The following is a 25589-nucleotide window of genomic DNA, read 5'->3' on the forward strand; positions in this document are numbered from 1 at the left end:
GTGCACGAACGGGCAGGATAGTTCAATAAAATGAAGAAAAAGATAGCTGAACTTATTACTATTTCATTCATAACATGTGAGGTGCGAGTTGAACTTAGTAGAAACGATCATAGAAAGATTTAACCTTAATGTATTAAGTATAGATAATGTTCCTGAGTCCTTTAGTTCACAAGTATACAAGCTGAATCTTACTAATGTAGAAACGGTGTATGCGAAGATCCCTTATAACAGGGATAAGCTATATCGCGAATATCGTATGCTTGAACTGTTGAGGGAGGTATTACCAGTTCCAAAGGTGTTAGACTTCTGGAGTGGGGATGACTTAATTTCTGGTGCATTACTTTTATCGGAGATTAAAGGTATACCATGTACAGGTGCTGTTGACGATGAATTAGCATTTCAAATTGGGGTACTTCACGCAAGGCTGCATGAAGTTAAAATGCCGGGATATGGTGTGGAAGGATTAGACGGTTTTCAATTTTTTAATCAGAACAATTGGAGACTTTATATAAGAAATAGCTTTGAAAAATTTATAGAACCTTGCAAGGAAGTCCTTGAGAGAGGACTTTTCGAAAAATGTATTAATCACTTTGAGAGTGCACGGGGTGGATCCTCGGAAATTGATTTCACAAAAATTAACCGATATGTTTGGGAAGTGAATCCTCAAAGTAGAATTTCGTATAAAGAGGGATATTCAACAATTCGTCCTCTAATGGATTTGGAAACAGTACTACCCTTTTATGATTTTTATGATGCTTTTAGTGCTGTTGTCTGGTGTAAAAATAGAGGGATTGAAAAGAATAGGGCGTTCCTAAAGGAAAGTATTTCTGTATTGCAGAAATCCGTAGGTTGCTGAAATTACGGGACACGATATTTAAAGACATTTTAAGACGATGAGCTACCTGCATGATGGATAGCTTTATTACGTTAACGGACATCAAGGTAAATAAAGGATATAATGATATAAAATGGTGAATATTAGATCGGCAGTATGCTGTAAAATTATAATGATGCAATCATGAATACAATAGCCTATCGTAATGTATGGATCAACAGACCTAATAATGAAAAAATCGAAACCCGAAAAACGCAATGGGGAGTGTGTTTATGGAAAGTATATATAACAAATTACATACCGCTGAGATACTGAGCCGTATCGAGAATTTAAGTCCAAATTCTAAACCACAATGGGGAAAGATGAATGTTGCTCAAATGTTGGCTCACTGTTCAGCGTTTCAAGACATCGCAATCGGAAGTTCCTTTCCCCCAAGACATTGGCTAGGAATATTAATAGGAAGGTTTGTAAAATCTATTTTTTACAATGACAAGCCGGTACCACACAATATGTCAACAATTCCGACCATACTTATTTTAGATGACAGAGATTTTGGAGAAGAAAAAGAAATACTGAAACAAAAGATTATGAATTTTCAAAGTAACGGTCCGGAGAAATGTTCATCCCATCCACATCCTTTTTTCGGGAAATTCACTCCAGAGCAATGGGGTAAAGGGATTTATAAACATCTAGACCATCATTTAAGACAATTTGGTGTTTAGTGTTTTTTCGCAATGAACAATAATATATTATTGACATAAAATCCCTATTACTTTATATTGTATCTAATTACATTGCAATCAAATGCGACGAAGAGGACAAGTAAATCTGGAAATGTCGATCAGAGAACTGCCGGTTGGTGCGAGGCAGTGGACACCCGAATCGAACAATCGCCTCAGAGCTGGCTCCCGAAATCATAGTAGGCGGGCTCGGGATTCTGCCGTTACAAAGAAGCATCGTTGTTGGACGATGGCAGAGAGGGTGTATTCACGAATACACTAATCAGGGTGGTAACGCGGAATCTACTCCGTCCCTAATGGGACGGAGTTTTTTGCGTTCTTATAAATAAATAAATAAGGAGGAATAACAATGTTTCAAAAAATCAATGTCTCCGATCGAATACTTAACCAGGATATGTTTATTGCTGATGAGGTTCAATACAACCTGATTCACCTTATTTGCGAGTCGAAGAGTTCTACTTGCTTAAAAGATTCTGCTGAAACAATGATCTATGCCCAGTCAACGGGACATAACGCATGGCTTTGGAGTTCCAAGGATATTGCCGAGGATAAGAAGGCCGTTCTCTACGCAGAACTTATAGAATTCCTTAAAGGGACTACATTACCAGGAGTATCTGGAGAACCAAAAACAACAGAACGTTTTGCAGAGCTGTATTCTCAGGCAAATCATCTTCAATATGAGTCCACGATGACTATAGAATCTTATTTCTGTACAAATCCAAAGAAACCATTGAACGTAAAGGGCATAATGCAACAAGCAACGAGAAAAAATGCGGCCATTGTAGCAGAATTTTTGGCGGGATTCTCAGAAGAGGCTTATGGGATTACGGTGAACCCACAAACTAAAATTCTAGATGCCAAGAGGATGATTGAGACAGGGGACTTGTATTTATGGTTTGTAGACGATAAACCTGTATCTATGGCGTACATTGCGCATAGGTCGGCAAGATATTCCAGATTAAATGCGGTATACACACCTCCGTCTTGCCGGAAAAAAGGTTATGCAAGTGCACTAGTAGCAGAGTTATGTTCTATGCTTTTATCGGAGGATTTAGTGCCCATGCTTTATGCTGATTTAAAGAATCCTGACTCGAATAAGGTTTATCGAAATATTGGTTTTGTGGAAAGCGGCAAGATTGTTGACATCAAGTTCAAATAGGCACGAAAGGGCTACCGCATGATAGTCCTTTTTCTATGATCATTATGTTACTAGGCATTACTTTTATACAATTTCACATAGTTTGTAAGTTCAGCTATCGCGAAAAACTGCTTCATTAATTGAGAATTCAATTTTTGTAAGGCAAGCTGAAAGGATACCTCCACTTTTTTGTAGTTATGTGTTTCTATTTCATTCAAAAGCTGTTTCATATTCTCGATATAATAAACAGTTTTCCTTAAACTGCTGATAAGAATAATTTTTCTTAATTCCGTTAAAGTGAAGACTCTGTAGCCATTATCTTTGTTCCTATTCGAAGAGATTAGCCCTTCTTGTTCCCAATGCCGAATAGCTGATGGATTAACGCCTGCCATTTGTGCAACTTCACCAATCGTCATTGAATTTGTTACAGTTAACTCTTTGTATTTTGATAAATCAACATCCCGAAACATGCGTAAAACTTCCTCTAACCTTTCTTTTTCCACTTGGGTCTTATGTTGCTCTTGATTGATTGCCCAAAGAGCAGACTCCATCTGCTGGCCTTTAATCTTCCTCATCACATCGTACACAACCGGAATTTCATATCCCTTCAATAATGCCCGAATGGTAATAAAAGCTTGCACATGGATGGAAGTGTAACATCTGCGGTTGCTGGCGGTCCTTGGTACATCTGGAATTAAGCCTTGATCTTCGTATCTCCTTAAAGTAGTGGTACTCACATTTAATTGCTTAGCTATCTGTGTAGGTGTATATATCTCTTCCATAATCCTCACCGCCCCAAAACATTAAAGTTGAACCTTCAAGTGCTATAACAATATTAAATCGAATTTAGGTAGATATATCAAGGGAGGAAGAGGGATAAACCGAAAGATTGCATGAATGTTATATGATACTTCTATAGAACATAAAGGAGTGAGTTCATTGAAAAAGATAATACAATTAGCAAACCAATCTGAAATAGAAGTAGGTATGGCAGGGCTTCCAAATCGTCCGACCATCATGTTACCCATCGCTAAAAAATCTGTGTACAATCAGGAAGCAGAAAACTTAAAGCTATGGGGAGTAGATCCCGAATTAGGTAAACATTTTGTTGAAGGACTAGCGGACACTTTTCAAGTGCTTTATTTCGATTATGAAGGTCATCTATTTCAATATCCAGTGGAAAATCTAACAGCAGATTATATTGTGAAGGATCTTCTACACATTGCTGATGAAATGAATGTTACAGGCTTTAGTTACTATGGCTATTCCTGGCTTGCGTTGATTGGATTGCAAATGGCTATAAGAACAGATCGCTTGGAGAGTTTGGTAATGGGAGGTTTTCCACCCTATGATGGCCCCTATCAAGAAATGAGGGTTGTGACCCATAAAACACATACACAAGCTTTGAGTAACCAAAAAGAATCTGTGGAAAGTCCTGCTGGACCGGATAATCCAAATGAAATGGATTGGGACAATATAAAGGTTACCCTAGATACCCGTGTTACAGCACAATTTGTCACCTTATACCAGAGCCTCACAGCCTTTGATGATCGTAGAATTCAACATTTGCTTAATCTCCCAAAACTAGCTTTTGCAGGAGGAGATGATACGATCGTTTACGGTGAAAATTTCGGGAGCGTTACCGTTGACATCGTCGGGTTGTTAAAAAAGAATATGGAGCAGTTGTCGGATTTAGGCTGGGATGTTGAAATCCTTTTGGGAGCCCGGATGGACCATACAAAAGCTATGCAGCCAGCAGTAGTTGTAACACTGATTAAGCCATGGTATATGAACGTGTTACTAAAAAATACTGGATTGTAATTGTGGCAGATACAAAAATCCAGTGAATAAGGTATCCCAAAAGAACAATACTTTTTTGGGTAAGATCTTTAATTTGAAGAGATTAAATAGTAAACGATCTATGATAAGATTCCATATGTAATCGCTTACATTAATATATATGGAAGGAAGTGGTGTTTCGAATCTGCCCCAACAAAGAATTGCTTCGACTACTAGAAATACAGACAAGCAGTATGTAGGTATGTAGTGACAAAAAATTTCAGGAGGTAGATTATGTTTAAATTTAACAAGAAAATCGTAACTGTAATTATGGCAGCTTCAATGAGTTTCAGCTTGTTTGCAGCAACCACAAGTGCAGCGACAGACTATTGGCAAAATTGGACCGATGGTGGCGGGACAGTAAATGCTACCAATGGATCTGGTGGAAATTACAGCGTTACATGGTCAAATACTGGTAACTTCGTTGTTGGTAAAGGTTGGAATACTGGATCTCCATCTAGAACAATAAACTACAATGCAGGCGTCTGGGCACCATCCGGCAATGGGTATTTAACTCTTTATGGGTGGACAAGAAACTCCCTCATAGAATATTACGTCGTTGATAGCTGGGGCACTTATAGACCTACTGGAACTTATAAAGGTACCGTGACCAGTGATGGAGGCACATATGATATATATACGACTACGAGAACGAACGCCCCTTCTATTGATGGTACGGCAACCTTCACACAGTTTTGGAGTGTAAGACAATCCAAGCGAGCAACGGGAAGCAATGTCGCGATCACTTTTGCCAACCATGTTAATGCTTGGAAAAGCTACGGAATGAATCTGGGCAGCAGTTGGTCTTACCAGGTATTAGCGACAGAAGGATATCAAAGTAGCGGTAGCTCAAACGTAACAGTCTGGTAATAACAGGTTTTCTATAAGTAATCACTATCATTGCTAAGGTTGTCGGTCCACAGCCGGCAGCCTTAGATCATTCTAGATCATTCAGCAAATGATACTTAACTACATACCAGTGGTTGTAAAGGAGATATATCCATGAGAAAACTATTAATTTCTCTTTTATTAGTAGTTGCTATCAGCGCTTGTTCGCAAGAAAAGCCTGAACAGAAGGATACTTATGTATTGGTTAAAGGTGGAAATTTTATTAACACAAATTCCAACTACAAAAGTACAACTATATCAAATTTCTATATCGGCCAATATGAAGTTACTCAAAAAGAGTGGGTTGAAATAATGGGAAGTAACCCTTCAGCATTCAAAGGCGACAACTTGCCAGTAGAAATGGTTAACTGGTATGACGTAATAGATTACTGTAATAAAAGAAGTATAAAAGAGGGGTTCAAACCCTATTACAATATAGATAAAAATAAAAAAGATCCGAATAATAAGAGTGATAACGATACTTTAAAATGGACAGTAACGCTCAATGTTGGAGCTAATGGTTACCGATTGCCTACTGAAGCAGAGTGGGAATATGCTGCAAGTGGAGGACAGTTTAGCAAAAGTTACACCTACAGTGGAAGCAATAAAGCAGATGAAGTAGCATGGTATTGGCAAAACGCTGGAGACAAATACTTATCAGGAGATTGGAACTGGCCGATCATAGAAAACAACCACAACAAAACAAAATCTATTGGTGGCAAAAAACCTAATGAGCTAGGTCTTTACGATATGTCAGGGAATGTTAGGGAATGGTGTTGGAACTGGTACGGAGATATAGATAGTAAGAGCGGTTCTTTCCGGGTTGTAAAGGGTGGCGGGTGGATCGGCGGCATTAACAACAACGAGATTTCATTTCGGGGAAAGTTCGAAGCGAATGGTATGGGTCCTGATCAAGGTTTTCGAGTGATTCGTGGTGAGTAGATGGGAACAAGACATACCAAGTCTAATCGAAAAAAGCTGAAAAGGGTTTGATTAATAAACAAGCTTTGCGCTCGAATATAATCAAACCCCAATATGTATGTTGCTACATTTCTTCGATCATTTGGATTAATTTTGACAACGCACTAGAAAAAACCGCGTTCCGGCGATACACAAACCATACCTGCAAATCTCGATATCCTTCAGGCAGACGGTGGGAAGTAATTACTCCCGCCTCTTCGGCCTTAGAGATCGAAGATTGGGGTAGCATAGACACGCCGAGTCCAGCGGAAACCCCACTTAGAATTACATCTAACGTTCCGTATTCCATAATCTTATAAGAGCTCATCCCGCTTTCATTTAGGAAACTCTCAGCTTTGGCACGATGTGTACATCCGACGTCGAAAAACAACATTGGCTTTGTAAGCAATTCGCGCATATCGCTCTTACCTGGTTGTGAGATAAGCACCAGCTCCTCTTCGAAAGCAACTACATGTTCTATATCAGGCTGGTCAATGGGTCCATAAACAAAGGCTCCATCTAGTTGGTAATCAAGCACCATTTGTAAGAGTTTATGCGTTTCTCCCGTTATAAGCGATAGATTAACATCGGGATATCGTAAGTGATATTCGGTTAGCAGAGGCGTTAGATGAGTAGCCGCTGTTGTTTCGATGGAACCTAATCGGAGCGGACCAGCAGGGTGCTCAGAGTATTGTGTGGTTATTACAGCCTCGTCCATTAGTAATAATATTTTGTCTGCATATGCCAGTAAGTTCTCACCTGCCGGCGTTAACGTCATCCCTCGATTGGATCGGCGAAATAGGGGGATTTCCAGCTGAGCTTCTAGATACTGAATCCGGTTTGTCACATTTGACTGGACATAATTTAAGACTTGAGCAGCCTTCGTTATGCTACCCTCGCGAGCAACCGCTTGAAATATTCTCAAATCTCCACTTTCCATTTCCTTTGCACCTTCTTGGTATGATGATTTATGATAGTCACCTTCAGTTTTGATCATTTTACTGGATTACACCCACTATGTAAAATTTATTATAGATTCATTAATAACAACTTGAGGAAGGGGCTTGGATGATGAAAGCCATTGTACATGCTGGAGAAGGTGGCCTGAAGGGCTTGAACTATAAAGAGATTATGGATAAAAGACCGGGGATTGGAGAAGTGAAGGTTAGGTTAAAGGCTGCAGGGCTGAACCACAGGGACTTGTTTATCATGGATGACAGAACAAAACAGGATACTCCTTTGATTATCGGCTCTGATGGCGCGGGGAGAATTGAAGCAATAGGTGAAGGTGTACTTGATCATAATGTTGGTGAAGATGTCATCATTAATCCGTGCATCGGATGGGAATATGCCGACAATGTTCCTAACGTTCCAGCCATTGTAGGGGGACCTTCAGAGGGTACATTCGCTGAGTCAATCATCATTCCAGCGCAAAATGCCGTCAGCAAGCCAGCTTACCTGTCATGGGAAGAAGCCGGCGTGCTGCCCTTATCAGCCTTAACAGCCTATCGGGCGCTGTTTACTAGAGGCCGCTTAAAGAAAGGTGAACATGTTCTTATACCTGGCATTGGTGGTGGGGTTGCGACATATGCCATGATGATGGCTTCAGCGGTGGGTGCACGTATCAGTGTCACTTCACGCAGTGAAACGAAAAGACAAGCTGCACTCGCTCATGGAGCTGATCATGCGTTTGACAGTCATAGCAGTTGGAAGGAAAGCATGAATGGAGACACCGTTCATCTCATCCTCGACAGCATTGGGCCTGCGACGTTCCCACATTACTTTGATATTATTAAACCCAATGGACGTATTGTTACGTTTGGTGCAAGCTCAGGAGATCGAATGGAAATCCCGACGCGAGCCATATTTTTCCCGCAAATTAGTATCATAGGTAGCTCAATGGGAAGTAGTGAAGAGTTTGCGGATATGCTTCAGTTTATGGAACACCATTCGATTCGACCTATCATTGATCGAGTGTATCCTTTACAAGACACAGTTCAGGCATTTCACCGAATGCAGCAGGGAGAACAATTTGGTAATATCGCGATAAGAATAGAATGAGCTGAGTCCCTTATAACTGGAAGTCAAATGCCAAAAATATCGATTTCGGAGACAGGAAACCACTTTTTCGAAGCCACATCTTTAAAAAAAACTTGAATAGTGTAGGTGCCCTTTGTATTAAAGGAATATGTATACTCGTTGGTTTTGAACCAAAAGTTTTCTTCGCTGTTCTTAATTTGTTGAGCATCAATAGTTTCTGTTTTGTCCGCAGGATCGGTGATCACAACCTTAATATCTGAAATTTCAGTTTTTAAATGGTCCACCTGTAATAGAGTAGAAAATGCAAAACGTGACGGGCTTTTTACTTTTCCAAAAATCTCTCCGTTATTATCGAGCATAACCATGTTTATATTAGGCTTGTAGATTCGAACGGTTTTACCTGATTCATCCAAGGCGAATAGTGCAAATAAATCTTTAGACAACTGTTCAGTCGTCAAGGAAATCGAACCTTCGGACAATATTGCGGGCTGTTTTTGAAGCACATTATTCAAATATAATGATACTTCAGATGAGCCAGCTGCAGCATAAATCACGGTTCCCGGTAAAATCATGATGCAAAATCCTAAAAGAATCAGCTTCCTTATTTTTCTCAATGATTTTCCCTCCTATAGAGCTTTATGTTAATTATACCCATAAGATGGAAGATAGTTTCTTATACACCATTAATAAAATATAAGAAGGTCAGTAGAGGGAAATACCCTTACCTGATCTTCTTGGTGTGAAATGAAAGAGTTATTTTTTCTCAGGAGCCAGGATAAGAATGTAACAAAACATTGTGGCATAAAAATAGCATTGGGACTAGATTTGATTTGACAGAGGAGATGTGTTTGGTAAAATTATACATATGTTTTATTAATAGGAGGTTAGCAATGGATATCGCCATTGAGTTAATTGAAAGTATGTTAATCAAATTTAGATCAGAAAAGAAATGGACGCTCCAAGCAATCGAGCAATGCACCCAAGAGGATATTACCTGGTCCCCAACCGTGGAAAGTAACAGTATTGCAAATTTGGTTGCTCATATTAGCGGGGCAGTACACTCACGAATTGAAACCATCCTTTTAGATATTCCGGATACAAGAGATAGAGAGAGGGAGTTTGAAAGAGGTCTAGAAATGACAAAAGAACAAGCCATAACCATGACCAGGGATTCTTTTGATATTATTATCCAATATCTTGAACGGCTCCAATCTAACCCGGAGTTATTGATGTCACAACCCTTTCTTAATTTACCACCACTTACATATAGCCAAGTAAATAACGAGACTACTGCTCTTAATCTCATGATAGCGATGGTGAGAGAAGTCCATTATCATACAGGCCAAATCATCTATGCAGCAAAAATAAGAAAGGGTCAGCTTGTATGGCAATGACAGTTTAACTAGAGGAACGATACATACACTAACAAAGGACTGCCAAGAGGCAGTCCTTTGTTCACTCTAACTAGAATCCTCTCACACTGCTAGGGGTTACCTTTTTATGCTTTTTGAAGGTGCGGCTGAAATAGTAGATATCGCTGAAGCCAGTAGTGGTAGCGATTTCAGAAATCGTTAGCTGGGTATGGCGGAGTAAATAATCTGCACGGTCTAAACGGACAGCATTTACATATTCCGATATCGTATGCCCAGTGAGTTCCTTAAAGAGACGGCTGAAATGGAAGCGGCTTAACCCCGTTAGCGCCGCAAGTTCGTCAACTTGAATCGGATCTTGGTAATGGGTATCGATATAACGCAAAACAGGTGCGAAGCGTTCAACGGTCTGAATACGTCTTTCTTGCTCCGCTTGTGAGAGTACGGTGACGATATGTCTGCGCAACAACAGTGTTAGCAGGCGGTACAGCTCGGATTTGACAGCCAGCTCGTAACCAAATTCGCGACGTTCCAGTTCCCGGATAATCGCCAACGCACAGTCTGTAATGTGCTGATCCCCTCGGATATGGTTACGTAACAGCAGCTGGTTCCGCTGAATCGGGGCGATGAACTTAGTTTCGGCAGCGTCGCTTACCGCACTATGCAGCAAAGAAGTATCTGCAATAATCGCATAATACAATAAATCAGAAGAAGCGCTTACCCCATAATGCAGCTCGTTGCTGTTCACAGCAACTAAATCGCCAGCCCGGACGTTAATTGGTGTTCGTCCGCACTCAAAAACAGCCTCACCACTTTCAATAAATATAAACTCAAGATGCTCATGCCAATGATGTGGGAACAACATAACTCCTTCTTGGTTGAAACGCTGGGTATGTACTTTAATAGGGAACTCGGGATCCGGCATGTCCATGGGTTCCTGTAGATGTTTATCATAGTCCAACATTTATAGACTGCACCTCCTATAGCACAATTGTACAAATGAAACCGCAAGGCTCTGCATGGTGTTTAGGGTTGAAATCATTATAATACGAATCATAACCTATGCAAAATAAAGGAGCGAGTGTTAATGGATAAGATCAAAATTGGTGTAATAGGTACGGGCTCTATCTCCGGCATGCACTTAAGTGCTTATCGGAATAATCCGCAGACAACCATATATGCGGTATGTGATCTGAATGAAGAACGTGCACGCGAAGTAGCTACAGAATATAACGTCGAGAAGGTATACACGGATTACCGTGAATTACTGGCCAATTCCGAAATAGATGCAGTCAGCATCTGCACATGGAACAACTCCCATGCCGAGATCAGCATCGCGGCGCTTGAGGCAGGCAAGCATGTGCTTGTGGAAAAGCCGCTTTGCCGTACGGTTGAAGAAGCGCTTCAGGTACAGCAAGCAGTGGAAAAGAGCGGCAAGATTTTGCAAGTAGGCTTTGTACGACGTTATGACTCCAATGCCCAGCTCCTTCAGACATTGGTGGAACAAGGAGAATTCGGCGAAATCTACTATGCAAAGGCAACGACGTTCCGTAGACTAGGCAATCCCGGCGGCTGGTTCAGTGATATTGAACGCTCCGGCGGCGGACCGCTGATCGATATTGGCGTCCATGTGATCGATCTTTGCTGGTATTTGATGGGCCGTCCGAATCCAGTATCGGTAAGTGCCAATACCTACCGGAAGCTCGGCAATCGTTCTAATATTAAGAATCTCTCTTTCTATAAAGCCGCGGATTACGACGCAGCGAACAATACAGTGGAAGATTTAGCGAATGCACTGATACGCTTTGAGAATGGAGCTTCGCTGATGGTCGATGTCAGCTTTACACTGCATGCCAAAGAAGACGAGCGTTCGGTACGCCTGTACGGTGACAAGGGTGGTTTTGAAGTTGATCCTGAGATAGTCATTGTTAAAGAACAGGCGGATACGATCGTCAATACCTATCCGCAGACCGATAATAAGGGGTTTGAGTTCAACAGTGCATTCCAGAATGAAATTAATCATTTTGCGAGCAACATCAGCACCGGCTCTACACCGATTAGTCCTGTGCAAGACGGCGTTACAATCATGAAGATACTCGGAGCGATCTATGAATCCGCAGCCAAAGGTGAAGAGGTGAAACTATGAAGTTAGGAATCAGCACATACAGTCTGCATTCAGCTTTTTCGACGGGTGAGCTCACGCTTGAAGGTGTCATTGAGACGATCGCCGATCTGGGCGCAGAACATGCGGAGATTGTACCCTTGGGCATCAATCTGGTTGAAAATCCTGAGCTAATAGATCAGATTGTACGAACAGCAGCGGGTCGTGGACTAGAGTTGTCCAATTATGCTATCGGGGCGAACTTTGCCGGGCTGGAGTCAGCGGAAATGCAGCGGGAAGTCGAGCGGGTAAAGCGGGAAGTAGACGTGTGCGCGGCATTAGGCATTCAGCGGATGCGGCATGATGTAGCCTCGTCAAACGATCTATCCATCACGCATTTTTTGGAAGAGCTTCCACGTTTGGCTGAAGCCTGCCGAGAAGTTGCCGATTATGCCGCAGGTTTGGGCATTACGACCAGTGTGGAGAATCATGGATACTTTATTCAGCACAGCGATCGTGTACAGGCGCTGGTTCATGCGGTAGGCAGAGACAACTTCCGTACAACACTCGACATTGGGAATTTCCTGTGCGCAGATGAGAACCCGCTAATAGCTGTACCTAACAACATCAAGCTTGCTTCGATGGTGCATTTCAAAGATTTCTATATTCGTCCGCAAGACCGGCAGCCTGGCGAAGGTTGGTTCCAATCCTCCGGTGGGAACTGGTTGAGAGGTGCCATCGTTGGTCAAGGAGACATCGATATGCCGAGTGTAATTCGAATCGTTAAGGAAAGCGGTTACGACGGATATATCTCTGTAGAATTTGAGGGAATGGAAGAGTGCCGTAAGGGAACAAGACTGGGGCTGGAATACATTAAGCGGGTTTGGAACCAAATCTAATTCATTATACTGGAGGATTATTGCCATGGTTAAGCCAATTATCACTAATAAAATCGGTGTTATCGTAGACAGCTTTCAGGTTGGAGTGAAAGAGGGATTGCGTAAGGCAAAAGAAGCTGGGGCAGATGGAGTTCAGATTTATGCGGTGCAAGGCGAATTTGATCCCGCTACTCTCTCTCAGTCAGCACGCCGTGAATGGAAGGATTACATTGCTTCGCTGGGTTTAGAAATCTCTGCCCTCGTTGGAGATTTAGGCGGACATGGCTTTCAGGATCCTGCCCAGAACCGAGCCAAAATTGAAAAGTCCAAGCGCATTATGGAGCTGGCTAAGGAGCTAGGTACAGATATCGTAACTACACATATCGGTATTGTTCCCTCTAACCCAGCCAGTAAAATTTATGAAACCATGCACATTGCCTGTGAGGAACTTAGCAGATATGCACATGAGATGAATTCTTATTTTGCGATTGAGACTGGGCCAGAACCCGCTGCACGTCTGAAGACGTTCCTCGACGGTCTGGGTTCCAGAGGGGTTTCCGTTAATTTTGATCCGGCTAATATGGTCATGGTGACTGCTGATGATCCGGTGCAAGGTGTTCATACTCTAAAAGATTACATTGTACACACCCATGCTAAAGATGGTCTCAAGCTTGCCGATATCGATCCGCGCGATGTTTACGGTCAATATGGTTATGAAGCACCAGCATTAGACCATGAGAAGATCGCTGAAATGGCCGAGACCGGCTCGGCATTCCGTGAAGTTCCGCTCGGAGCGGGTTCTGTTGATTGGAACAACTATCTGCAAGCGCTGAACGACATCGGTTATACAGGATTCCTGACCATAGAACGGGAGGTTGGCACTAATCCGGAGGAAGATATCCGCCAGGCTGTGAATTTTTTGAAGGGTTTTCGGGTCTGAACACGGTAGTAATAAAGATTAAATAGTTCATCCAAACAGTCCCTGTGAAAAAAGATCTTACATCCATTGGGACTGTTTGTGTTATAGCGTGTGCGGGAAAGACCTAGGACGGTAATGTTCTGAATTTGGAAAGAAGGTGTGACGATGACAGCAGAACGTTTGCTCCTCCGCCGGGCGAAAGTCCTGAATGGAACGGAAATGGACATTGTCATAGCTGATGGCAACATAGTCCAGATAGTTCCCGGTGGCACCGCCGAAGACCATGGTTTCAAGGTCGTGGAAGCCAATGGGGCATATGCCTCTAGCGGCTGGATCGACTTGCATGTACATGCGTTTGCAGAACTGAATCCGTATGGAGACGAGATTGATAAGATTGGAATCAGATGCGGCGTGACTACGCTCGTGGACGCAGGTAGCTGCGGAGCGGAGCGAATGGGTGAGCTGGCGGAGGCGGGGAAAAAGTCAGCAACGCAACTGCTAGCTTTTCTTAACATTTCAAAGATTGGCCTAATGCGAATTGACGAGTTGTCCCAACTAGAGTGGATTGATCATGAAAAGGTGCTTCAGGCGGTAGTTGCTTATCCAGAATTCATCGTAGGCTTGAAGGCCAGAATCAGCAAAAGCGTAGTGGGTGACAATGGCATTCAACCCCTTCATCATGCGCTGGAGCTCTCGGAGAAGACCGGGCTGCCGCTGATGGTACATATTGGCTCCGCTCCGCCGGATATCCGTGAGGTTCTACCGCTACTTCAACGCAACGACGTGATAACCCATTATCTAAATGGTAAAAGCAACAATTTATTCGATAAGGAGAATCGTCCGCTCCAGGTATTGAGAGATGCTATTGAGCGAGGAGTTCACTTGGATGTGGGACACGGTACGGCTAGCTTCTCGTTCGCTGTGGCCGAGGCGGCCAAACAAAACGGTATTGATCCGGATACGATCAGCACAGACATATACAGAGGCAACCGTATGAATGGTCCCGTCTACTCCATGGCGAATCTGTTGAACAAATTCCTTGCACTGGGATATTCCCTTGAAGAAACAATTGCGCGGGTGACGAGCAGAGCAGCCCAGTGGCTGGGACGCCCGGAACTTGGGGAGATTCGGATCAATAACAAGGCGAATCTGACCCTTTTTCGTGTGACGGATGAGAAGATTGAGCTGGTAGATTCTGAGGGGGAACGCCGGGTAGCGCAGCAAACCATTCAAGCAATAGGGGTGATCATAGGTGACAAATACATGGAATGCGAAATACGGCCTGAAAAGAGTTATTAATGCAAGCGGCCGGATGAGCATCCTCGGGGTATCGGCACCGACCGATACGGTGATGGAAGCTATGCGCCAAGGCGGACAGAGTTATGTGGAAATCGCCGATTTGGTGGATAAAGCGGGAGATTATGTTGCACGTCATACAGGTTCTGAAGCAGCGGTGATCGTGAACTCGGCTTCCAGTGGAATCGCTTTATCGGTAGCGGCGCTGGTAACCCGCGGTAATATCCGTACAAGTCTGCGGCTCCATCAGGATAGCATTTTTAGAAATGAAATTGTAATGCTAAAAGGTCATAACGTACAATACGGTGCACCAGTGGAAACCATGGTTTATCTCGGCGGGGGTAAAGTGGTGGAAGCAGGTTATGCCAATGAAGGACGGGCGGAGCATTTGGCCGCTGCCATCTCGGATCAGACTGCGGCTATCTTGTACGTCAAATCTCATCATGCCGTTCAGAAGAATATGATCTCTGTAGAAGAAGCTTGGGCTGTGGCCCAAACTCATAACGTACCGCTTATAGTAGATGCTGCAGCGGAAGAGAATCTGCAGAAATATGTGCAAATATCCGATCTGGTCATTTACAGTGGCTCCAAAGCCATAGAAGGTCCAACATCCGGACTTGTGGCGGGAAAACGTCTTTATATTGAATGGCTGAAAGTGCAGTTTCACGGCATTGGACGCAGCATGAAGGTGGGTAAGGAAACATCCTTCGGCCTGATGCAGGCGTTGGATGAATATGCTCACAAGCAGGATACAAGCGAAAAGGAAAAAGCTACGCTTCAATTGCTGATGCCGCTCGACGGGCTTCCCGGAATTCGGGTAACTATCGTGCAGGATGAAGCAGGCCGGGCAATTTACCGTGGACGCATCCATGTGGACCCGAATCAGTGCGCAATAACAGCACTTGAGCTGTCCCAGCAGCTTCAACAAGGTGAAGTGGCTATTTATACTAGAGACTATGGGGTAAGGCAAGGTTATTTTGATATTGATCCGCGTCCGCTAATGGGTGATGACATAGAAATGATTACTGCAAGGATAAGGGAATTGACAGGAGGGGCAAGCAATGTCTGAAATTAACAAGCGGTTCTATAAAGGTCGGGTGGCCTTAAACGTATTGGCTAAGGATATAGAAAATGCCAAAGAGGTGTTTACTGCTGCCGAAGGTTATGTACTGGTCGGTGTATTGTCCAAAGACTATGCAACGGTAGAGGAAGCCGTGCAGGCGATGGAGGCATATGGACGGGAAATTGACGGTGCGGTATCGATAGGACTAGGTGCGGGTGATAATCGGCAAGCTGCTGTTGTTGCAGAGATTGTCAAATCCTATGCTGGCAGCCATATTAATCAGGTGTTCCCAGCAGTTGGTGCGACCCGTGCCAACCTTGGAGCGAAAGATAGTTGGATTAACAGCATGATCGCACCAACGGGACAACCTGGTTTTGTAAATATCTCCACCGGTCCGGCCAGTGCGGCACAATCTGTCCCAGCTGTAATTCCCGTAAATGCGGCGATTGCATTGGTTCGGGATATGGGCGGAAATGCTTTAAAGTATTTTCCGATGCAGGGGCTGAGCCGTAAAGCGGAGCTAATCGCTGTGGCCAAAGCCTGTGCGGAAGAGGGTTTTGCGCTGGAGCCGACCGGCGGTATCGATCTGGACAACTTTGAAGAGATCTTGTCCATTATATTGGAAGCAGGAGTGCCGCAGGTGATACCCCATGTCTATACATCGATTATCGATCCGCAGAGCGGAGCAACGAGAGTGGCGGATATACAACAGCTATATCGGACGATGAAAAAGCTGGCGGATCAATATGCCTAAACATATCGCCGCTTTTGGTGAAATAATGATGCGGCTACAGGTACCAGGCTTTGAACTGTTATCTCAGGGTAACCTGCTGAAGTATTCGTTCTCCGGCACCGGAGTCAATGTACTGTCCGCATTGTCCCGATACGGACATCGGGGGACTTTGGTGTCCAGACTGCCTGCGAATCCTATTGGTGACGCAGCAACAGCCTATCTTCGGCGACTGGGCATCCAGCCCGAGCATATCCAGCGCGGGGGCTCAAGTATAGGGATGTACTTTCTTGAAAACGGATTCGGGGCTCGCCCCTCCCGAGTGACTTATTCCGGTCGCCCGGAGAGCAGCTTCAATACTGCTCCCCCGGGTACTTATCCATTCGCAGAGCTGGCAGACCTCGCGGATGCTGTTCATTTCTGCGGGATAACACTGGCAATGAACGATGATGTGCGAAAAGCGATGAAAACTTATGCGGAAACGGTTAAGCAACACGGTGGCCTAGTCGTTTTTGACTGCAATTACCGCCCATCGCTCTGGGGAGAGAGAGGCTATGAGCTGGCGCGTTCCCATTACGAAGACATGCTGCATTTGGCCGACATCGTGCTGATGAATGAAAAAGACGCAATGCTAATCCTTGGTATGAAGCCCGAGGGAACTTCAAGGGAAGAACAACTTCAGGAGCTAATTCCCGCAGTAGCTTCACGCTACAGTCTATGTACGATAGCAGGAACGCATCGGTCCATCCATGAAGATAACCGCCATTCGTTGCGCGGTTATATCTTCAAAACCGGTCGCTTCGCATATTCCGAGACCTTAAGCTTTCCTGTGCTTGATAGAGTCGGGGCTGGAGATGCATATGCCAGTGGTATAATTCACGGAGAGCTGGAAGGTTTTGATCCTCAGCGTACTGTAGCCTTTGCGGCCACGGCCGGCATGCTAGCCCACACAGTAGAAGGAGATTCTCCGCTGGCCACCGAGCAAGAAGTTATTGGTGTGCTGACAGGTGCTGTAAGAGATATATTGAGATAAAGAAGAAGCTGCCTTACAGGAGAACAGGCCTGTGCGGTGGCTTTTTTTATCGCTACAGACACTGTAACTTTGCTCAGATCAAGAATCTGATCCAATGGCTACAGGCTAGATTTGGCTTATTTAGGTCTTTTTAAATAGGTGTAAAATCTCATTTTTTGCAACTTTATCCTCTAACCGGCGTCAAAGAAGAGAGAATAAGAAGGGGGAGCCTGTATGAAAAAGTTAAATCTACTAGCCCTTTTAGCATTTATTTCAATAATCTTTGTTGGATGTGTCAATACAGGGAATAAAGATAAAGCGAATCAAACGCTAATCGATCTGAGTTCTGTGGACTCCATTACAATCCATAATGATAGCGGCGGATTAATAACCATAACGGACCAAAAGCTAATAGAACGTTTCAATAAAGCTATACATACTGCTGAGTATGACAACGCGAAGCTTGATATTGCAGCACCTGATTATGAGGTTACTGTTGAATTGAAGAGTAAAGAAAACGAAAAATTCTCATTCTGGATTATGGGCAATAATAATGGTCTTTTCACCAAATCAGGAGTAAATGGGCATTACAAGTTATCTGAAACGGATAAGGCTGCTTTGCTTACCTTATTTCAATCAAATGATCAACAAGTAGAATCAGATAATCTAAATAAGATAGATGAGACCATCAAGCGAATCACATTAGCAAACTCTCTAGCACATGGTTCTGTGAATGCTAACATAAAGGATGAATACACAGATCATGAAACCATAGATATTTTCGTCCGAGCCATCCGTACCGCTGAACAAATACCAGGGAATTTAAATACCGCAACGCCTAACTACGATATCGTTCTAATTTCAGATAATAATAAATATGCCTTTCATTTATGGATTAACGAGACAAGCGAGCAAGGCATGTTAATGAATGTGAACGAAACGGATATAGGCTACACACTTACTAAGGAATCAACTGCCGAGTTAAAAAAGATTCTGTTCTCGGAAGCAAAATTTAATGGTTTGGAGTTTAATACAGAACGGAACTCTATTGGAAATCTGGTGGCCAAACCGATGGGCCTATCCGAAAATAACTATCTATTAAACGGTGGAGAAGTAGTTGAACTGCAAGGGATCTCTTATCATACCATTCATCTTTTCTATGGCGACCATAATGCTGTCAACGCTTTGTTAGCCCATGATCCTGCTACGGAAGAGGTAAAGGTGAAATGGAGCGACGAGCTCAACGATTCCAATAATCGATGGAATAATGCTTTTATGAGCAACTATAATATGCTAATCCCGCTGGATGAGGATCATCTATTATTTCTGGAATCGGATGTGACGAAAAAAGCTGGGCAATATCATTTATCCTCATATAATGTTCTTACAGGAAAGATTGAACGACTTCGGGAAAACTTTTGGCCGCTTTCTGATGATTATGATTACATTTATAAATTTCAATGGAAAGCTGATGAGCAAAAATTGTTTATGCAGAGTTATCTCGGCAATATATGGATCTTTGATCTGAAAACAGGAAAGGACGATGTCCATCTACTGAAATATCGCGTAATCCCACATTCGACGACCGGGGCGCCATCCCTGTTCCTCTCACCAACTTTTAAAAGATTTGTACATGATGATGAGAGCGGCGAATTAACCTTTTACGATAATAAAGGAGTTTCTCTTCGTACTGTACCGTTACCACAAGAGCAATATGTACCTTCTGAGAAAATAAAGTGGAACCCGGCGGGCACGATTGCCTGGATGGATACAGCAGAAATCAACGAAAACCGAATTCTTGACATCGATATCGATTATCTGAAAATAGCTGTACAAAAAATTAATTTTTATAATCAGGATGGTCTTTCCATCGGTTCCATTAAGACTGAAGGCAACCATGAAGATACAGCTATTGAAGTTGTGGGGTGGATGGACGCTAATGTAGCCGTGATACAATCCTTTACTGTAGAACTTATACACAAGGATAATGTAGGGCTTAATGTTAAGGATATTTCTTATTATCTCTATGATGTAAAAAAGAAGCAGAAGGGGGCAAGCTTTTCGTCCATCCCTTCCAGTGCTACCGTTACTACAGATCTTCGAATGGGCGTTGCTGATAATACGGGCGAAATCACTGTGAGTTTTAAAGAAATTACTTATAAAAAAGAAAAATAAATAAGCCTCGGGAGTTCGCCGTAACGATCACACAAGATCATTGGGGAAGCTTTCCGAGGCTTCTTTTTATATTTAAAAGACAAATATTTAAGAATTCTCGAATTCTATATTTGTCCCGCTGTAGAACGGACGGAGGACAGCAGGTCTAGCCGGAAGCCTTGTACTAGAGTGTCACCGTTCATAAGATCGGTCTCATACGCACGATTAAAACCTAAGCGCTGGTAGAGTTTGATGGCTGAAGACATCATTTCCGAGGTGTGCAGGTTCAAGGTGGTGGCACCCAACTGTAGTGATCTCCGTGCAGCATCGTGAATCAGAAGGGTTGCAATGCCAAGACCACGAGCGGATGGAGATACGGCTAGCAGACGTAGGATAGGGGAGTGAATCCCGAGCTCCGGTTTCCCGTAAGCCGTTTCCGAGGAGCTGAACAAGAGTGCACTACCAACGATTTTCTTGTCGGTTTCAGCGATGATCCGTACGAGCGGGGTATCACCATGAACGGAATCAAGAAGCGATTTCCGATACTCCAGCCACAACGGCTCAGGCATGATCTCCGAATATTGGTGGTATGCATCTAACAGCACTTCGGCGATAGCATTACGATCTTTATTCTCAGCTTCACGGATAATGATCTTTTGTGACATGTTTTCGCTATCCCCTTTCAGACAAATGTAATGTTCATTCGAATGAAATTATTATAGATGATAATTCCCAGTGGAATAAGAGGGGTTTCATAATTCTGATATAGGAATAGAAAAGTTCTATATGAAATAAACATAACGTTTGATTCGAAATCCGATTGATTTACACGGAATTAATTGTTGACAAAAAATAGGGCGATGACTAAGATATAAACAAAATCTATAGGAAAGCACCGCTATAATTCATTGTTATTTCATCGGAATAGTAAAATTAATAAAGCGTAGGGGGATTAGGGATGAACATTGAAAATATTGAGGCCTTTGTCTACATCAATCATTATGGAAGCTTCAATAAAGCGGCCGAAGTCCTATATATCTCACAGCCGACAGTAACGGCCCGGATTCAATCGCTAGAAAGAGAACTGGATTGCAAAGTGTTTGATCGGTTGGGGAAGCAGATTAACCTGACGGATAAAGGTAAACAGTTTCTACCCTATGCCCAGCAGATTCTCCAGATTTATCAGAACGGAAAATATCAGGTTCAGGCTAAGGGGCATATTCCAAATGAACTGAGAATCGGCAGTACGGTCTCGGTTTCCAATTATTTAATGCCCCATCTGATGCTTCATTTAAAGCGCAGATATCCTCATATCACAATCAAGCTGATGACAGCTTCTACGGAAGTATTGACTGAAAAGTTGAAATCAAAAGAGGTTGATTTGGCTTTTATCCGTAAGGTCGTAAATCCGGCAATTCAAACCTTTCCTTTCTGCGAGGACCCCATCTCATTGTATGTACATGAGGGACATCGCTTTGCTAAAGCACAGCGGGCTTCACTGGAGGATATCCGCCAGGAGACGTTGGTTTTTTTTGAATGCGGATCTTTGGACTGGATGCGGCTGCATCGTGTTTTTGAGAGTATGGAACAGCCGCCGAAGATTGAATATCAGGTAGATAACCTGGAGACAGCCAAAAAGCTGGTATTGAAAAAAGCAGGCATCTGTTTTCTTCCCGCCCTCAGTGTGCAGGAGGAAGTGGCGGTTGGGTCACTGATCCGGGTGGATATTGCGGAGACGGAAGGCATCTCTTTGCGAACCAGCCTGATTTCGCTAAATGGAGAGAACGCAGAATTCATCAAAACCCTGCTAGAACTGGGGATTGGTAAAGTGGGAGATCGACTAATTGTATAGATGTATTAAAAAACTCTATTAGCGCAAGGACACATGCAGTGATAAAGTTAATTGCATATAATCACGACTATTTCGATAGGGATTATAAAGTTAATTTTCGAAAGGCTGGAGGGCATGTGATGAGTGAGGTATACAGGCTGGCAGAACTGAAGGATGCGGAGCAATTGCTAGATGTTACATATCGTGCCTATCAGCTGATTCGTGAACTCGGGCTGCATTGGCCGGCGGCCACAGCCGACTTGGCGCTTATTGAAGACAATATAGCTACAAATGAGTGTTATGTGCTTGAAGTTGACGGAACGATAGTTGCGACCATAACCCTTTCAAAGGAAGAAGAGATTAAGAAGATTAGCCCACTGCCTTTTATCAAATGGTTTGCTGCTCATCCAGATTACAGTAACAGAGGTTATGGTGGAAAACTTTTGGATTGGGTGGAAAAGAACATTATTGCTGGTCAGTTAGGTTCGGCTGCAGTCACGCTGGCAACGGCGAAGAAACATCCGTGGTTGGTTCAAATGTATGAACGCCGGGGGTACGAACGGTTTTTAGAACTGGATCAGCAGAACGGTGACGGCATTATGTATCTGATGAAAAAAACACTTACAGACAAACCACAGTTCATTTAAAGGGGATAAAACAATGAAAAAGTCCATTTCACTAATATTTGCATCGGTATTGACACTGGCGATTGCCGGCTGCGGAAACAACAGTAACAGCGCTAGCAGCAATCAGAATGGAAATGCAGCAGAAGCTGCGGTACCGGCAAAGGATTCGGCAAAGGTAACTAAGATCATTGTGGGCACGGGTACTGCTTTTCCGAAAGTCTGCTTCATAGATGAGAACGGCAAACTCACCGGATTTGATGTGGAACTACTCAAAGAAATCGATAAGCAGCTGCCAGAATATGAATTCGAATTTCAAACCATGGATTTCAGCAATCTGCTGCTGAGCCTGGAAACCAAAAAAATCGATTTGGTCGCCCATGTCATGGAGAAAAATCCGGAACGGGAGCTGAAATATTCTTTTAACAAAGAAGCCTATGCCCACTGGAGAAACCGCATTGTAGTGGCAAAGGATAATAATTCAATCCAATCGCTTGATGATCTCAAAGGGAAAAAGGTGCTTGTAGGTGCAACGAGTGCACAAGCACAAATACTCGAGAACTACAATAAAGAGAATGACAATGCGATTGATATCGTGTATCAGAATGGTGCAGCGAATGATACCGTCGCACAGATTAGTACTGGTCGTGTGGACGCAACGCTGGCTGCAGATTTTGTCCTGCCGATCATTGATCCGCAGAATCAGCTAAAAGCAACGGGCGACGAGCTGTCCTCCGCGGACATTCTCTATGTTTTCCGTAAGGATGATGCCGATTCACAAAAGCTGTCAGATGCGATTGACAGTGCGATTAAAGAGCTGAAGACAGACGGCACACTAGGCAAGCTTAGTACGGAATGGTTGGGTGCGGATGTTACAGCGGATTCGGTGAAATGATTGAGCCGGTGAGCACGGGAAGGGAGGGAATATATGGGCGCACAGTTTGATATCAGCTTTGTATTTTCGTTTTTGCCTAAGTTACTAGGGACTTTAAGCACTACGCTTCTGATTGTCGCCTGTTCTCTACTGACAGGAATTCTTGTCGGCTTTCTCGTAGCTCTGCCAAGACTTTATAAAGTACCTGTGTTAAAAACCATCTCCGAAATCTATATTTCTTTTTTTCGGGGAACTCCGATCCTTATCCAGCTCTTCTTGTTTTATTATGGTTTGCCCGAAATTATGAAGCTGGTTCATGTCGATATGACCCGGACTCCCGTGCTTGTTTTTGTGATTCTTACTTACGGGCTGCATACGGGGGCATACATGTCCGAAATGATCCGGGCTTCTGTAATGGCGGTGGATAAGGCGCAGGTAGAGGCTGCTTATGCTACAGGGATGACGGGGTTTCAAGCCTTTACGCGAATTGTGCTGCCGCAGGCGCTCGGAATCGCAGTTCCGGTATTCTCCAATCTGGTGATTGCTCTACTAAAAGATACGTCATTGGCCTTTACTCTTGGGGTGATGGAAATGTCAGGTAAAGCTCAGACGCTAGGCAGCTTAACTCAGCATTTTATTGAAACGTATATCGCGCTTGCGCTAATCTATCTGATCATCAGCTTTACAATCGAGAAACTGCTGCTTATAGCAGAACGCCGGCTGTTACGGCATGAGAAACGGAATACACCGGAGAAAAAAACGTTCAAAATCAACAAAAGCTGGTCCTACCGCCGCATCATTGCTGAACTTGGACCGGGTAAAGGAGGTAGCGGATTATGAAGCTGGACCCATCTTTTATCTGGACTGCTCTGGTGCAAATTTTAAGTGCAATTCCTGTGACCTTATCTATTACTGTTGTCTCAGTACTTATTGGATTTGTGATTGGTGTGGCTGTAGCGTTGATCCGGATATACAGAATTCCGCTGCTGTATCCGCTGGCTGTCGGTTATGTTACGTTCATCCGCGGGACACCGATGTTGACGCATCTTTTGCTTATCTATTTTGGGCTTCCCGTGTTAATCGATGGTCTGGCGGTGCAGTTCGGCTGGAGCTTCAGGTCGGTATCGATTCCGATGATCGGTTTTGCCTATATTTCGTTCTCGATTACAGCAGGAGCCTATATGTCCGAGGTCGTCCGTTCCGGTCTGCTTGCTGTGGATCGCGGTCAGCTGGAAGCGGCCCATTCTATCGGGATGACCACGCCCCAGGCACTGCGGCGGATAGTTTTTCCTCAGGCGCTGGCGGCAAGTCTGCCCAATCTGTCAAATTCGGTAATTGGTATGCTGCATGGATCTACCCTTGCTTTTACCGTTTCGGTGGTGGATATCAATGCTAAGGCGCAAATTGTTGCTTCAACGAACTGGAAGTTTTTTGAGGCTTATCTGGCGGCAGCACTGATTTTCTGGGGACTTACGTTCCTGATCGAACGCGTGACGTCGCTGATTGAAAAAAGAATTAATCTGTACAATCGAGGTGGAGTAGCATGATCAAGCTTGCGCAAATTTCGAAGTCATTCGGTCGGAATCAGGTGCTCAACAATATAGATTTAACGGTGACGAAGGGCGAGGTTGTCGTCATTCTCGGTCCCAGCGGCTCAGGCAAAACGACACTTTTACGCTGTGTGAATTATCTGGAGAAGCCGAGCAGCGGAGAGATCGCCATCGGCGATTTCAAAGTGAACTGCAAGCACGCCCGTAAAAAGGAGATTCATCTGCTCCGGCAAAAAACGGCAATGGTGTTCCAGCAGTACAATTTATTCCGCCATAAAACCGCACTGGAGAACGTGATGGAGGGACTGCTGATTGTCAAAAAGCTTTCGAAGGACGAAGCGAAAAATCGGAGTATCGCCCTACTTGAAAAGGTTGGTCTTGGCAGCAAGCTGGACGCCTATCCAAGTCAGCTGTCCGGAGGCCAACAGCAGCGGGTTGGCATTGCCCGTGCCTTGGCGCTCGAGCCGGAGGTTATATTGTTCGACGAACCCACATCGGCGTTGGACCCAGAGTTAGTGGGTGAGGTGCTGGCCGTCATCCGTAAAATTGCCAAGGAAGGCATCACAATGATCGTGGTGACTCATGAAATGGGCTTTGCTCGCGATGTGGCGAATCATGTGGTTTTTATGGACGGAGGCGTCATTGTTGAAGAAGGGACACCGGCAGAGCTGTTTAACCATCCGCGCGAAGAAAGAACGAAGCAGTTCCTGAAGCGGATCACACCTGAATTTAACTATTCCATATAGGA

The 25589-nt window shown here is 43.8% G+C and carries 27 protein-coding genes and 1 other annotated feature; of the genes, 22 read left to right on the forward strand and 5 right to left on the reverse strand.

Annotation, left to right across the window (positions count from 1 at the left end; all coding sequences use genetic code 11):
* Positions 1-88 precede the first annotated feature (88 nt).
* From MKZ09_RS17470 to MKZ09_RS17480, 3 genes are all read left to right on the forward strand, one after another.
* On the forward strand, positions 89-856 hold the full coding sequence (locus MKZ09_RS17470; protein WP_076203797.1) for a phosphotransferase: 768 nt from the start codon (positions 89-91) through the stop codon (positions 854-856).
* 251 nt (positions 857-1107) lie between these two features.
* Entirely contained in the window at positions 1108-1557 is a 450-nt protein-coding gene (locus MKZ09_RS17475) for a DUF1569 domain-containing protein (RefSeq protein ID WP_076203794.1), read from the forward strand.
* 78 nt (positions 1558-1635) lie between these two features.
* Positions 1636-1873 (forward strand) — a binding site (T-box leader).
* 51 nt (positions 1874-1924) lie between these two features.
* Positions 1925-2734 carry a GNAT family N-acetyltransferase gene (locus MKZ09_RS17480; RefSeq protein WP_076133249.1) on the forward strand — a complete coding sequence of 270 codons (810 nt, stop codon included), beginning with the start codon at positions 1925-1927 and terminating at the stop codon, positions 2732-2734.
* 50 nt (positions 2735-2784) lie between these two features.
* On the opposite strand, the gene MKZ09_RS17485 is transcribed toward MKZ09_RS17480, so the two are convergent.
* Entirely contained in the window at positions 2785-3495 is a 711-nt protein-coding gene (locus MKZ09_RS17485) for a MerR family DNA-binding transcriptional regulator (protein WP_076133248.1), read from the reverse strand.
* Positions 3496-3652: 157 nt separating this feature from the next.
* On the opposite strand from MKZ09_RS17485, the gene MKZ09_RS17490 reads away from it, so the two are divergent.
* From MKZ09_RS17490 to MKZ09_RS17500, 3 genes are all read left to right on the forward strand, one after another.
* The gene (locus MKZ09_RS17490; RefSeq protein ID WP_076203790.1) at positions 3653-4534 is read left to right on the forward strand and encodes an alpha/beta fold hydrolase; all 882 of its coding nucleotides are present in this window, start codon (positions 3653-3655) and stop codon (positions 4532-4534) included.
* A 252-nt stretch (positions 4535-4786) separates the two neighbouring features.
* Complete coding sequence (locus MKZ09_RS17495; protein WP_076133244.1) at positions 4787-5422, forward strand: glycoside hydrolase family 11 protein; 636 nt, start codon at positions 4787-4789, stop codon at positions 5420-5422.
* Positions 5423-5554: 132 nt separating this feature from the next.
* Positions 5555-6382: a formylglycine-generating enzyme family protein gene (locus MKZ09_RS17500; RefSeq protein WP_076203786.1), complete on the forward strand. Its 828-nt coding sequence runs from the start codon at positions 5555-5557 to the stop codon at positions 6380-6382.
* Between the two features lie 103 nt (positions 6383-6485).
* On the opposite strand, the gene MKZ09_RS17505 is transcribed toward MKZ09_RS17500, so the two are convergent.
* Positions 6486-7340 carry a LysR family transcriptional regulator gene (locus tag MKZ09_RS17505; RefSeq protein WP_076204138.1) on the reverse strand — a complete coding sequence of 285 codons (855 nt, stop codon included), beginning with the start codon at positions 7338-7340 and terminating at the stop codon, positions 6486-6488.
* A gap of 131 nt (positions 7341-7471) precedes the next feature.
* Here MKZ09_RS17505 and MKZ09_RS17510 point away from each other — a divergent pair, with 131 nt between their 5' ends.
* Complete coding sequence (locus tag MKZ09_RS17510; protein WP_076204136.1) at positions 7472-8461, forward strand: quinone oxidoreductase family protein; 990 nt, start codon at positions 7472-7474, stop codon at positions 8459-8461.
* 23 nt (positions 8462-8484) lie between these two features.
* On the opposite strand, the gene MKZ09_RS17515 is transcribed toward MKZ09_RS17510, so the two are convergent.
* A complete protein-coding gene (locus MKZ09_RS17515; protein WP_076203783.1) occupies positions 8485-9054 on the reverse strand; it encodes a hypothetical protein in 570 nt (189 codons plus the stop codon).
* A 276-nt stretch (positions 9055-9330) separates the two neighbouring features.
* On the opposite strand from MKZ09_RS17515, the gene MKZ09_RS17520 reads away from it, so the two are divergent.
* Complete coding sequence (locus MKZ09_RS17520) at positions 9331-9834, forward strand: DUF1572 family protein (protein ID WP_076203780.1); 504 nt, start codon at positions 9331-9333, stop codon at positions 9832-9834.
* 70 nt (positions 9835-9904) lie between these two features.
* Here MKZ09_RS17520 and MKZ09_RS17525 read toward each other — a convergent pair whose 3' ends face one another.
* Positions 9905-10774: a helix-turn-helix domain-containing protein gene (locus MKZ09_RS17525; RefSeq protein ID WP_076203776.1), complete on the reverse strand. Its 870-nt coding sequence runs from the start codon at positions 10772-10774 to the stop codon at positions 9905-9907.
* Positions 10775-10897: 123 nt separating this feature from the next.
* On the opposite strand from MKZ09_RS17525, the gene MKZ09_RS17530 reads away from it, so the two are divergent.
* The 8 genes from MKZ09_RS17530 to MKZ09_RS17565 all read left to right on the forward strand — a co-directional run bounded on the left by MKZ09_RS17530 (position 10898) and on the right by MKZ09_RS17565 (position 19984).
* Entirely contained in the window at positions 10898-11956 is a 1059-nt protein-coding gene (locus MKZ09_RS17530; RefSeq protein WP_076203773.1) for a Gfo/Idh/MocA family protein, read from the forward strand.
* Complete coding sequence (locus MKZ09_RS17535; protein WP_076203769.1) at positions 11953-12810, forward strand: sugar phosphate isomerase/epimerase family protein; 858 nt, start codon at positions 11953-11955, stop codon at positions 12808-12810. The genes MKZ09_RS17530 and MKZ09_RS17535 overlap by 4 nt, the downstream gene beginning before the upstream one ends.
* Before the next feature lie 25 nt (positions 12811-12835).
* Entirely contained in the window at positions 12836-13729 is an 894-nt protein-coding gene (locus MKZ09_RS17540) for a sugar phosphate isomerase/epimerase family protein (protein ID WP_076203765.1), read from the forward strand.
* 144 nt (positions 13730-13873) lie between these two features.
* Positions 13874-15007, forward strand: coding sequence for an amidohydrolase/deacetylase family metallohydrolase (locus tag MKZ09_RS17545; protein ID WP_076203762.1), 1134 nt, complete (start codon positions 13874-13876; stop codon positions 15005-15007).
* 13 nt (positions 15008-15020) lie between these two features.
* A complete protein-coding gene (locus MKZ09_RS17550; protein ID WP_370511169.1) occupies positions 15021-16073 on the forward strand; it encodes a DgaE family pyridoxal phosphate-dependent ammonia lyase in 1053 nt (350 codons plus the stop codon).
* On the forward strand, positions 16066-16821 hold the full coding sequence (dagF, locus tag MKZ09_RS17555) for a 2-dehydro-3-deoxy-phosphogluconate aldolase (RefSeq protein ID WP_036677295.1): 756 nt from the start codon (positions 16066-16068) through the stop codon (positions 16819-16821). The genes MKZ09_RS17550 and dagF overlap by 8 nt, the downstream gene beginning before the upstream one ends.
* Positions 16814-17830, forward strand: coding sequence for a sugar kinase (locus tag MKZ09_RS17560; protein WP_076203755.1), 1017 nt, complete (start codon positions 16814-16816; stop codon positions 17828-17830). Before dagF ends, MKZ09_RS17560 begins: the two co-directional genes overlap by 8 nt.
* 213 nt (positions 17831-18043) lie before the next feature.
* Positions 18044-19984: a hypothetical protein gene (locus tag MKZ09_RS17565; RefSeq protein ID WP_076203752.1), complete on the forward strand. Its 1941-nt coding sequence runs from the start codon at positions 18044-18046 to the stop codon at positions 19982-19984.
* 104 nt (positions 19985-20088) lie between these two features.
* On the opposite strand, the gene MKZ09_RS17570 is transcribed toward MKZ09_RS17565, so the two are convergent.
* Positions 20089-20628, reverse strand: a complete 540-nt coding sequence (locus MKZ09_RS17570) for a GNAT family N-acetyltransferase (protein WP_076203748.1) — start codon at positions 20626-20628, stop codon at positions 20089-20091.
* A gap of 293 nt (positions 20629-20921) precedes the next feature.
* Between MKZ09_RS17570 and MKZ09_RS17575 the strand changes: the two genes are divergently transcribed.
* The 6 genes from MKZ09_RS17575 (at position 20922) to MKZ09_RS17600 (ending at position 25587) form a co-directional block, all read left to right on the forward strand.
* The gene (locus tag MKZ09_RS17575; protein ID WP_076203744.1) at positions 20922-21815 is read left to right on the forward strand and encodes a LysR family transcriptional regulator; all 894 of its coding nucleotides are present in this window, start codon (positions 20922-20924) and stop codon (positions 21813-21815) included.
* A gap of 119 nt (positions 21816-21934) precedes the next feature.
* Positions 21935-22441: a GNAT family N-acetyltransferase gene (locus MKZ09_RS17580; protein WP_076203740.1), complete on the forward strand. Its 507-nt coding sequence runs from the start codon at positions 21935-21937 to the stop codon at positions 22439-22441.
* A 13-nt stretch (positions 22442-22454) separates the two neighbouring features.
* Positions 22455-23312, forward strand: coding sequence for a transporter substrate-binding domain-containing protein (locus tag MKZ09_RS17585; RefSeq protein WP_076203736.1), 858 nt, complete (start codon positions 22455-22457; stop codon positions 23310-23312).
* Between the two features lie 33 nt (positions 23313-23345).
* Positions 23346-24131 (forward strand): amino acid ABC transporter permease, encoded by a 786-nt coding sequence (locus tag MKZ09_RS17590; protein ID WP_076203733.1) that lies wholly within the window; start codon positions 23346-23348, stop codon positions 24129-24131.
* Positions 24128-24838, forward strand: coding sequence for an amino acid ABC transporter permease (locus MKZ09_RS17595; protein WP_036677282.1), 711 nt, complete (start codon positions 24128-24130; stop codon positions 24836-24838). Before MKZ09_RS17590 ends, MKZ09_RS17595 begins: the two co-directional genes overlap by 4 nt.
* Positions 24835-25587, forward strand: a complete 753-nt coding sequence (locus MKZ09_RS17600; protein ID WP_076203729.1) for an amino acid ABC transporter ATP-binding protein — start codon at positions 24835-24837, stop codon at positions 25585-25587. The genes MKZ09_RS17595 and MKZ09_RS17600 overlap by 4 nt, the downstream gene beginning before the upstream one ends.
* Positions 25588-25589: the final 2 nt, after the last annotated feature.

It is taken from the genome of Paenibacillus sp. FSL R5-0908 (assembly GCF_038006245.1).
Lineage (GTDB): Bacteria > Bacillota > Bacilli > Paenibacillales > Paenibacillaceae > Paenibacillus_AQ > Paenibacillus_AQ odorifer.

Coding starts and splice junctions, on each gene's coding strand:
- MKZ09_RS17475 (WP_076203794.1), top strand. CDS start 1,108: ATGGAAAGTATATATAACAAATTACATACCGCTGAGATACTGAGCCGT.
- MKZ09_RS17480 (WP_076133249.1), top strand. CDS start 1,925: ATGTTTCAAAAAATCAATGTCTCCGATCGAATACTTAACCAGGATATG.
- MKZ09_RS17485 (WP_076133248.1), bottom strand. CDS start 3,495: ATGGAAGAGATATATACACCTACACAGATAGCTAAGCAATTAAATGTG.
- MKZ09_RS17495 (WP_076133244.1), top strand. CDS start 4,787: ATGTTTAAATTTAACAAGAAAATCGTAACTGTAATTATGGCAGCTTCA.
- MKZ09_RS17500 (WP_076203786.1), top strand. CDS start 5,555: ATGAGAAAACTATTAATTTCTCTTTTATTAGTAGTTGCTATCAGCGCT.
- MKZ09_RS17505 (WP_076204138.1), bottom strand. CDS start 7,340: ATGGAAAGTGGAGATTTGAGAATATTTCAAGCGGTTGCTCGCGAGGGT.
- MKZ09_RS17510 (WP_076204136.1), top strand. CDS start 7,472: ATGAAAGCCATTGTACATGCTGGAGAAGGTGGCCTGAAGGGCTTGAAC.
- MKZ09_RS17520 (WP_076203780.1), top strand. CDS start 9,331: ATGGATATCGCCATTGAGTTAATTGAAAGTATGTTAATCAAATTTAGA.
- MKZ09_RS17525 (WP_076203776.1), bottom strand. CDS start 10,774: ATGTTGGACTATGATAAACATCTACAGGAACCCATGGACATGCCGGAT.
- MKZ09_RS17530 (WP_076203773.1), top strand. CDS start 10,898: ATGGATAAGATCAAAATTGGTGTAATAGGTACGGGCTCTATCTCCGGC.
- MKZ09_RS17535 (WP_076203769.1), top strand. CDS start 11,953: ATGAAGTTAGGAATCAGCACATACAGTCTGCATTCAGCTTTTTCGACG.
- MKZ09_RS17540 (WP_076203765.1), top strand. CDS start 12,836: ATGGTTAAGCCAATTATCACTAATAAAATCGGTGTTATCGTAGACAGC.
- MKZ09_RS17545 (WP_076203762.1), top strand. CDS start 13,874: ATGACAGCAGAACGTTTGCTCCTCCGCCGGGCGAAAGTCCTGAATGGA.
- MKZ09_RS17550 (WP_370511169.1), top strand. CDS start 15,021: ATGAGCATCCTCGGGGTATCGGCACCGACCGATACGGTGATGGAAGCT.
- dagF (WP_036677295.1), top strand. CDS start 16,066: ATGTCTGAAATTAACAAGCGGTTCTATAAAGGTCGGGTGGCCTTAAAC.
- MKZ09_RS17560 (WP_076203755.1), top strand. CDS start 16,814: ATGCCTAAACATATCGCCGCTTTTGGTGAAATAATGATGCGGCTACAG.
- MKZ09_RS17565 (WP_076203752.1), top strand. CDS start 18,044: ATGAAAAAGTTAAATCTACTAGCCCTTTTAGCATTTATTTCAATAATC.
- MKZ09_RS17570 (WP_076203748.1), bottom strand. CDS start 20,628: ATGTCACAAAAGATCATTATCCGTGAAGCTGAGAATAAAGATCGTAAT.
- MKZ09_RS17575 (WP_076203744.1), top strand. CDS start 20,922: ATGAACATTGAAAATATTGAGGCCTTTGTCTACATCAATCATTATGGA.
- MKZ09_RS17580 (WP_076203740.1), top strand. CDS start 21,935: ATGAGTGAGGTATACAGGCTGGCAGAACTGAAGGATGCGGAGCAATTG.
- MKZ09_RS17585 (WP_076203736.1), top strand. CDS start 22,455: ATGAAAAAGTCCATTTCACTAATATTTGCATCGGTATTGACACTGGCG.
- MKZ09_RS17590 (WP_076203733.1), top strand. CDS start 23,346: ATGGGCGCACAGTTTGATATCAGCTTTGTATTTTCGTTTTTGCCTAAG.
- MKZ09_RS17595 (WP_036677282.1), top strand. CDS start 24,128: ATGAAGCTGGACCCATCTTTTATCTGGACTGCTCTGGTGCAAATTTTA.
- MKZ09_RS17600 (WP_076203729.1), top strand. CDS start 24,835: ATGATCAAGCTTGCGCAAATTTCGAAGTCATTCGGTCGGAATCAGGTG.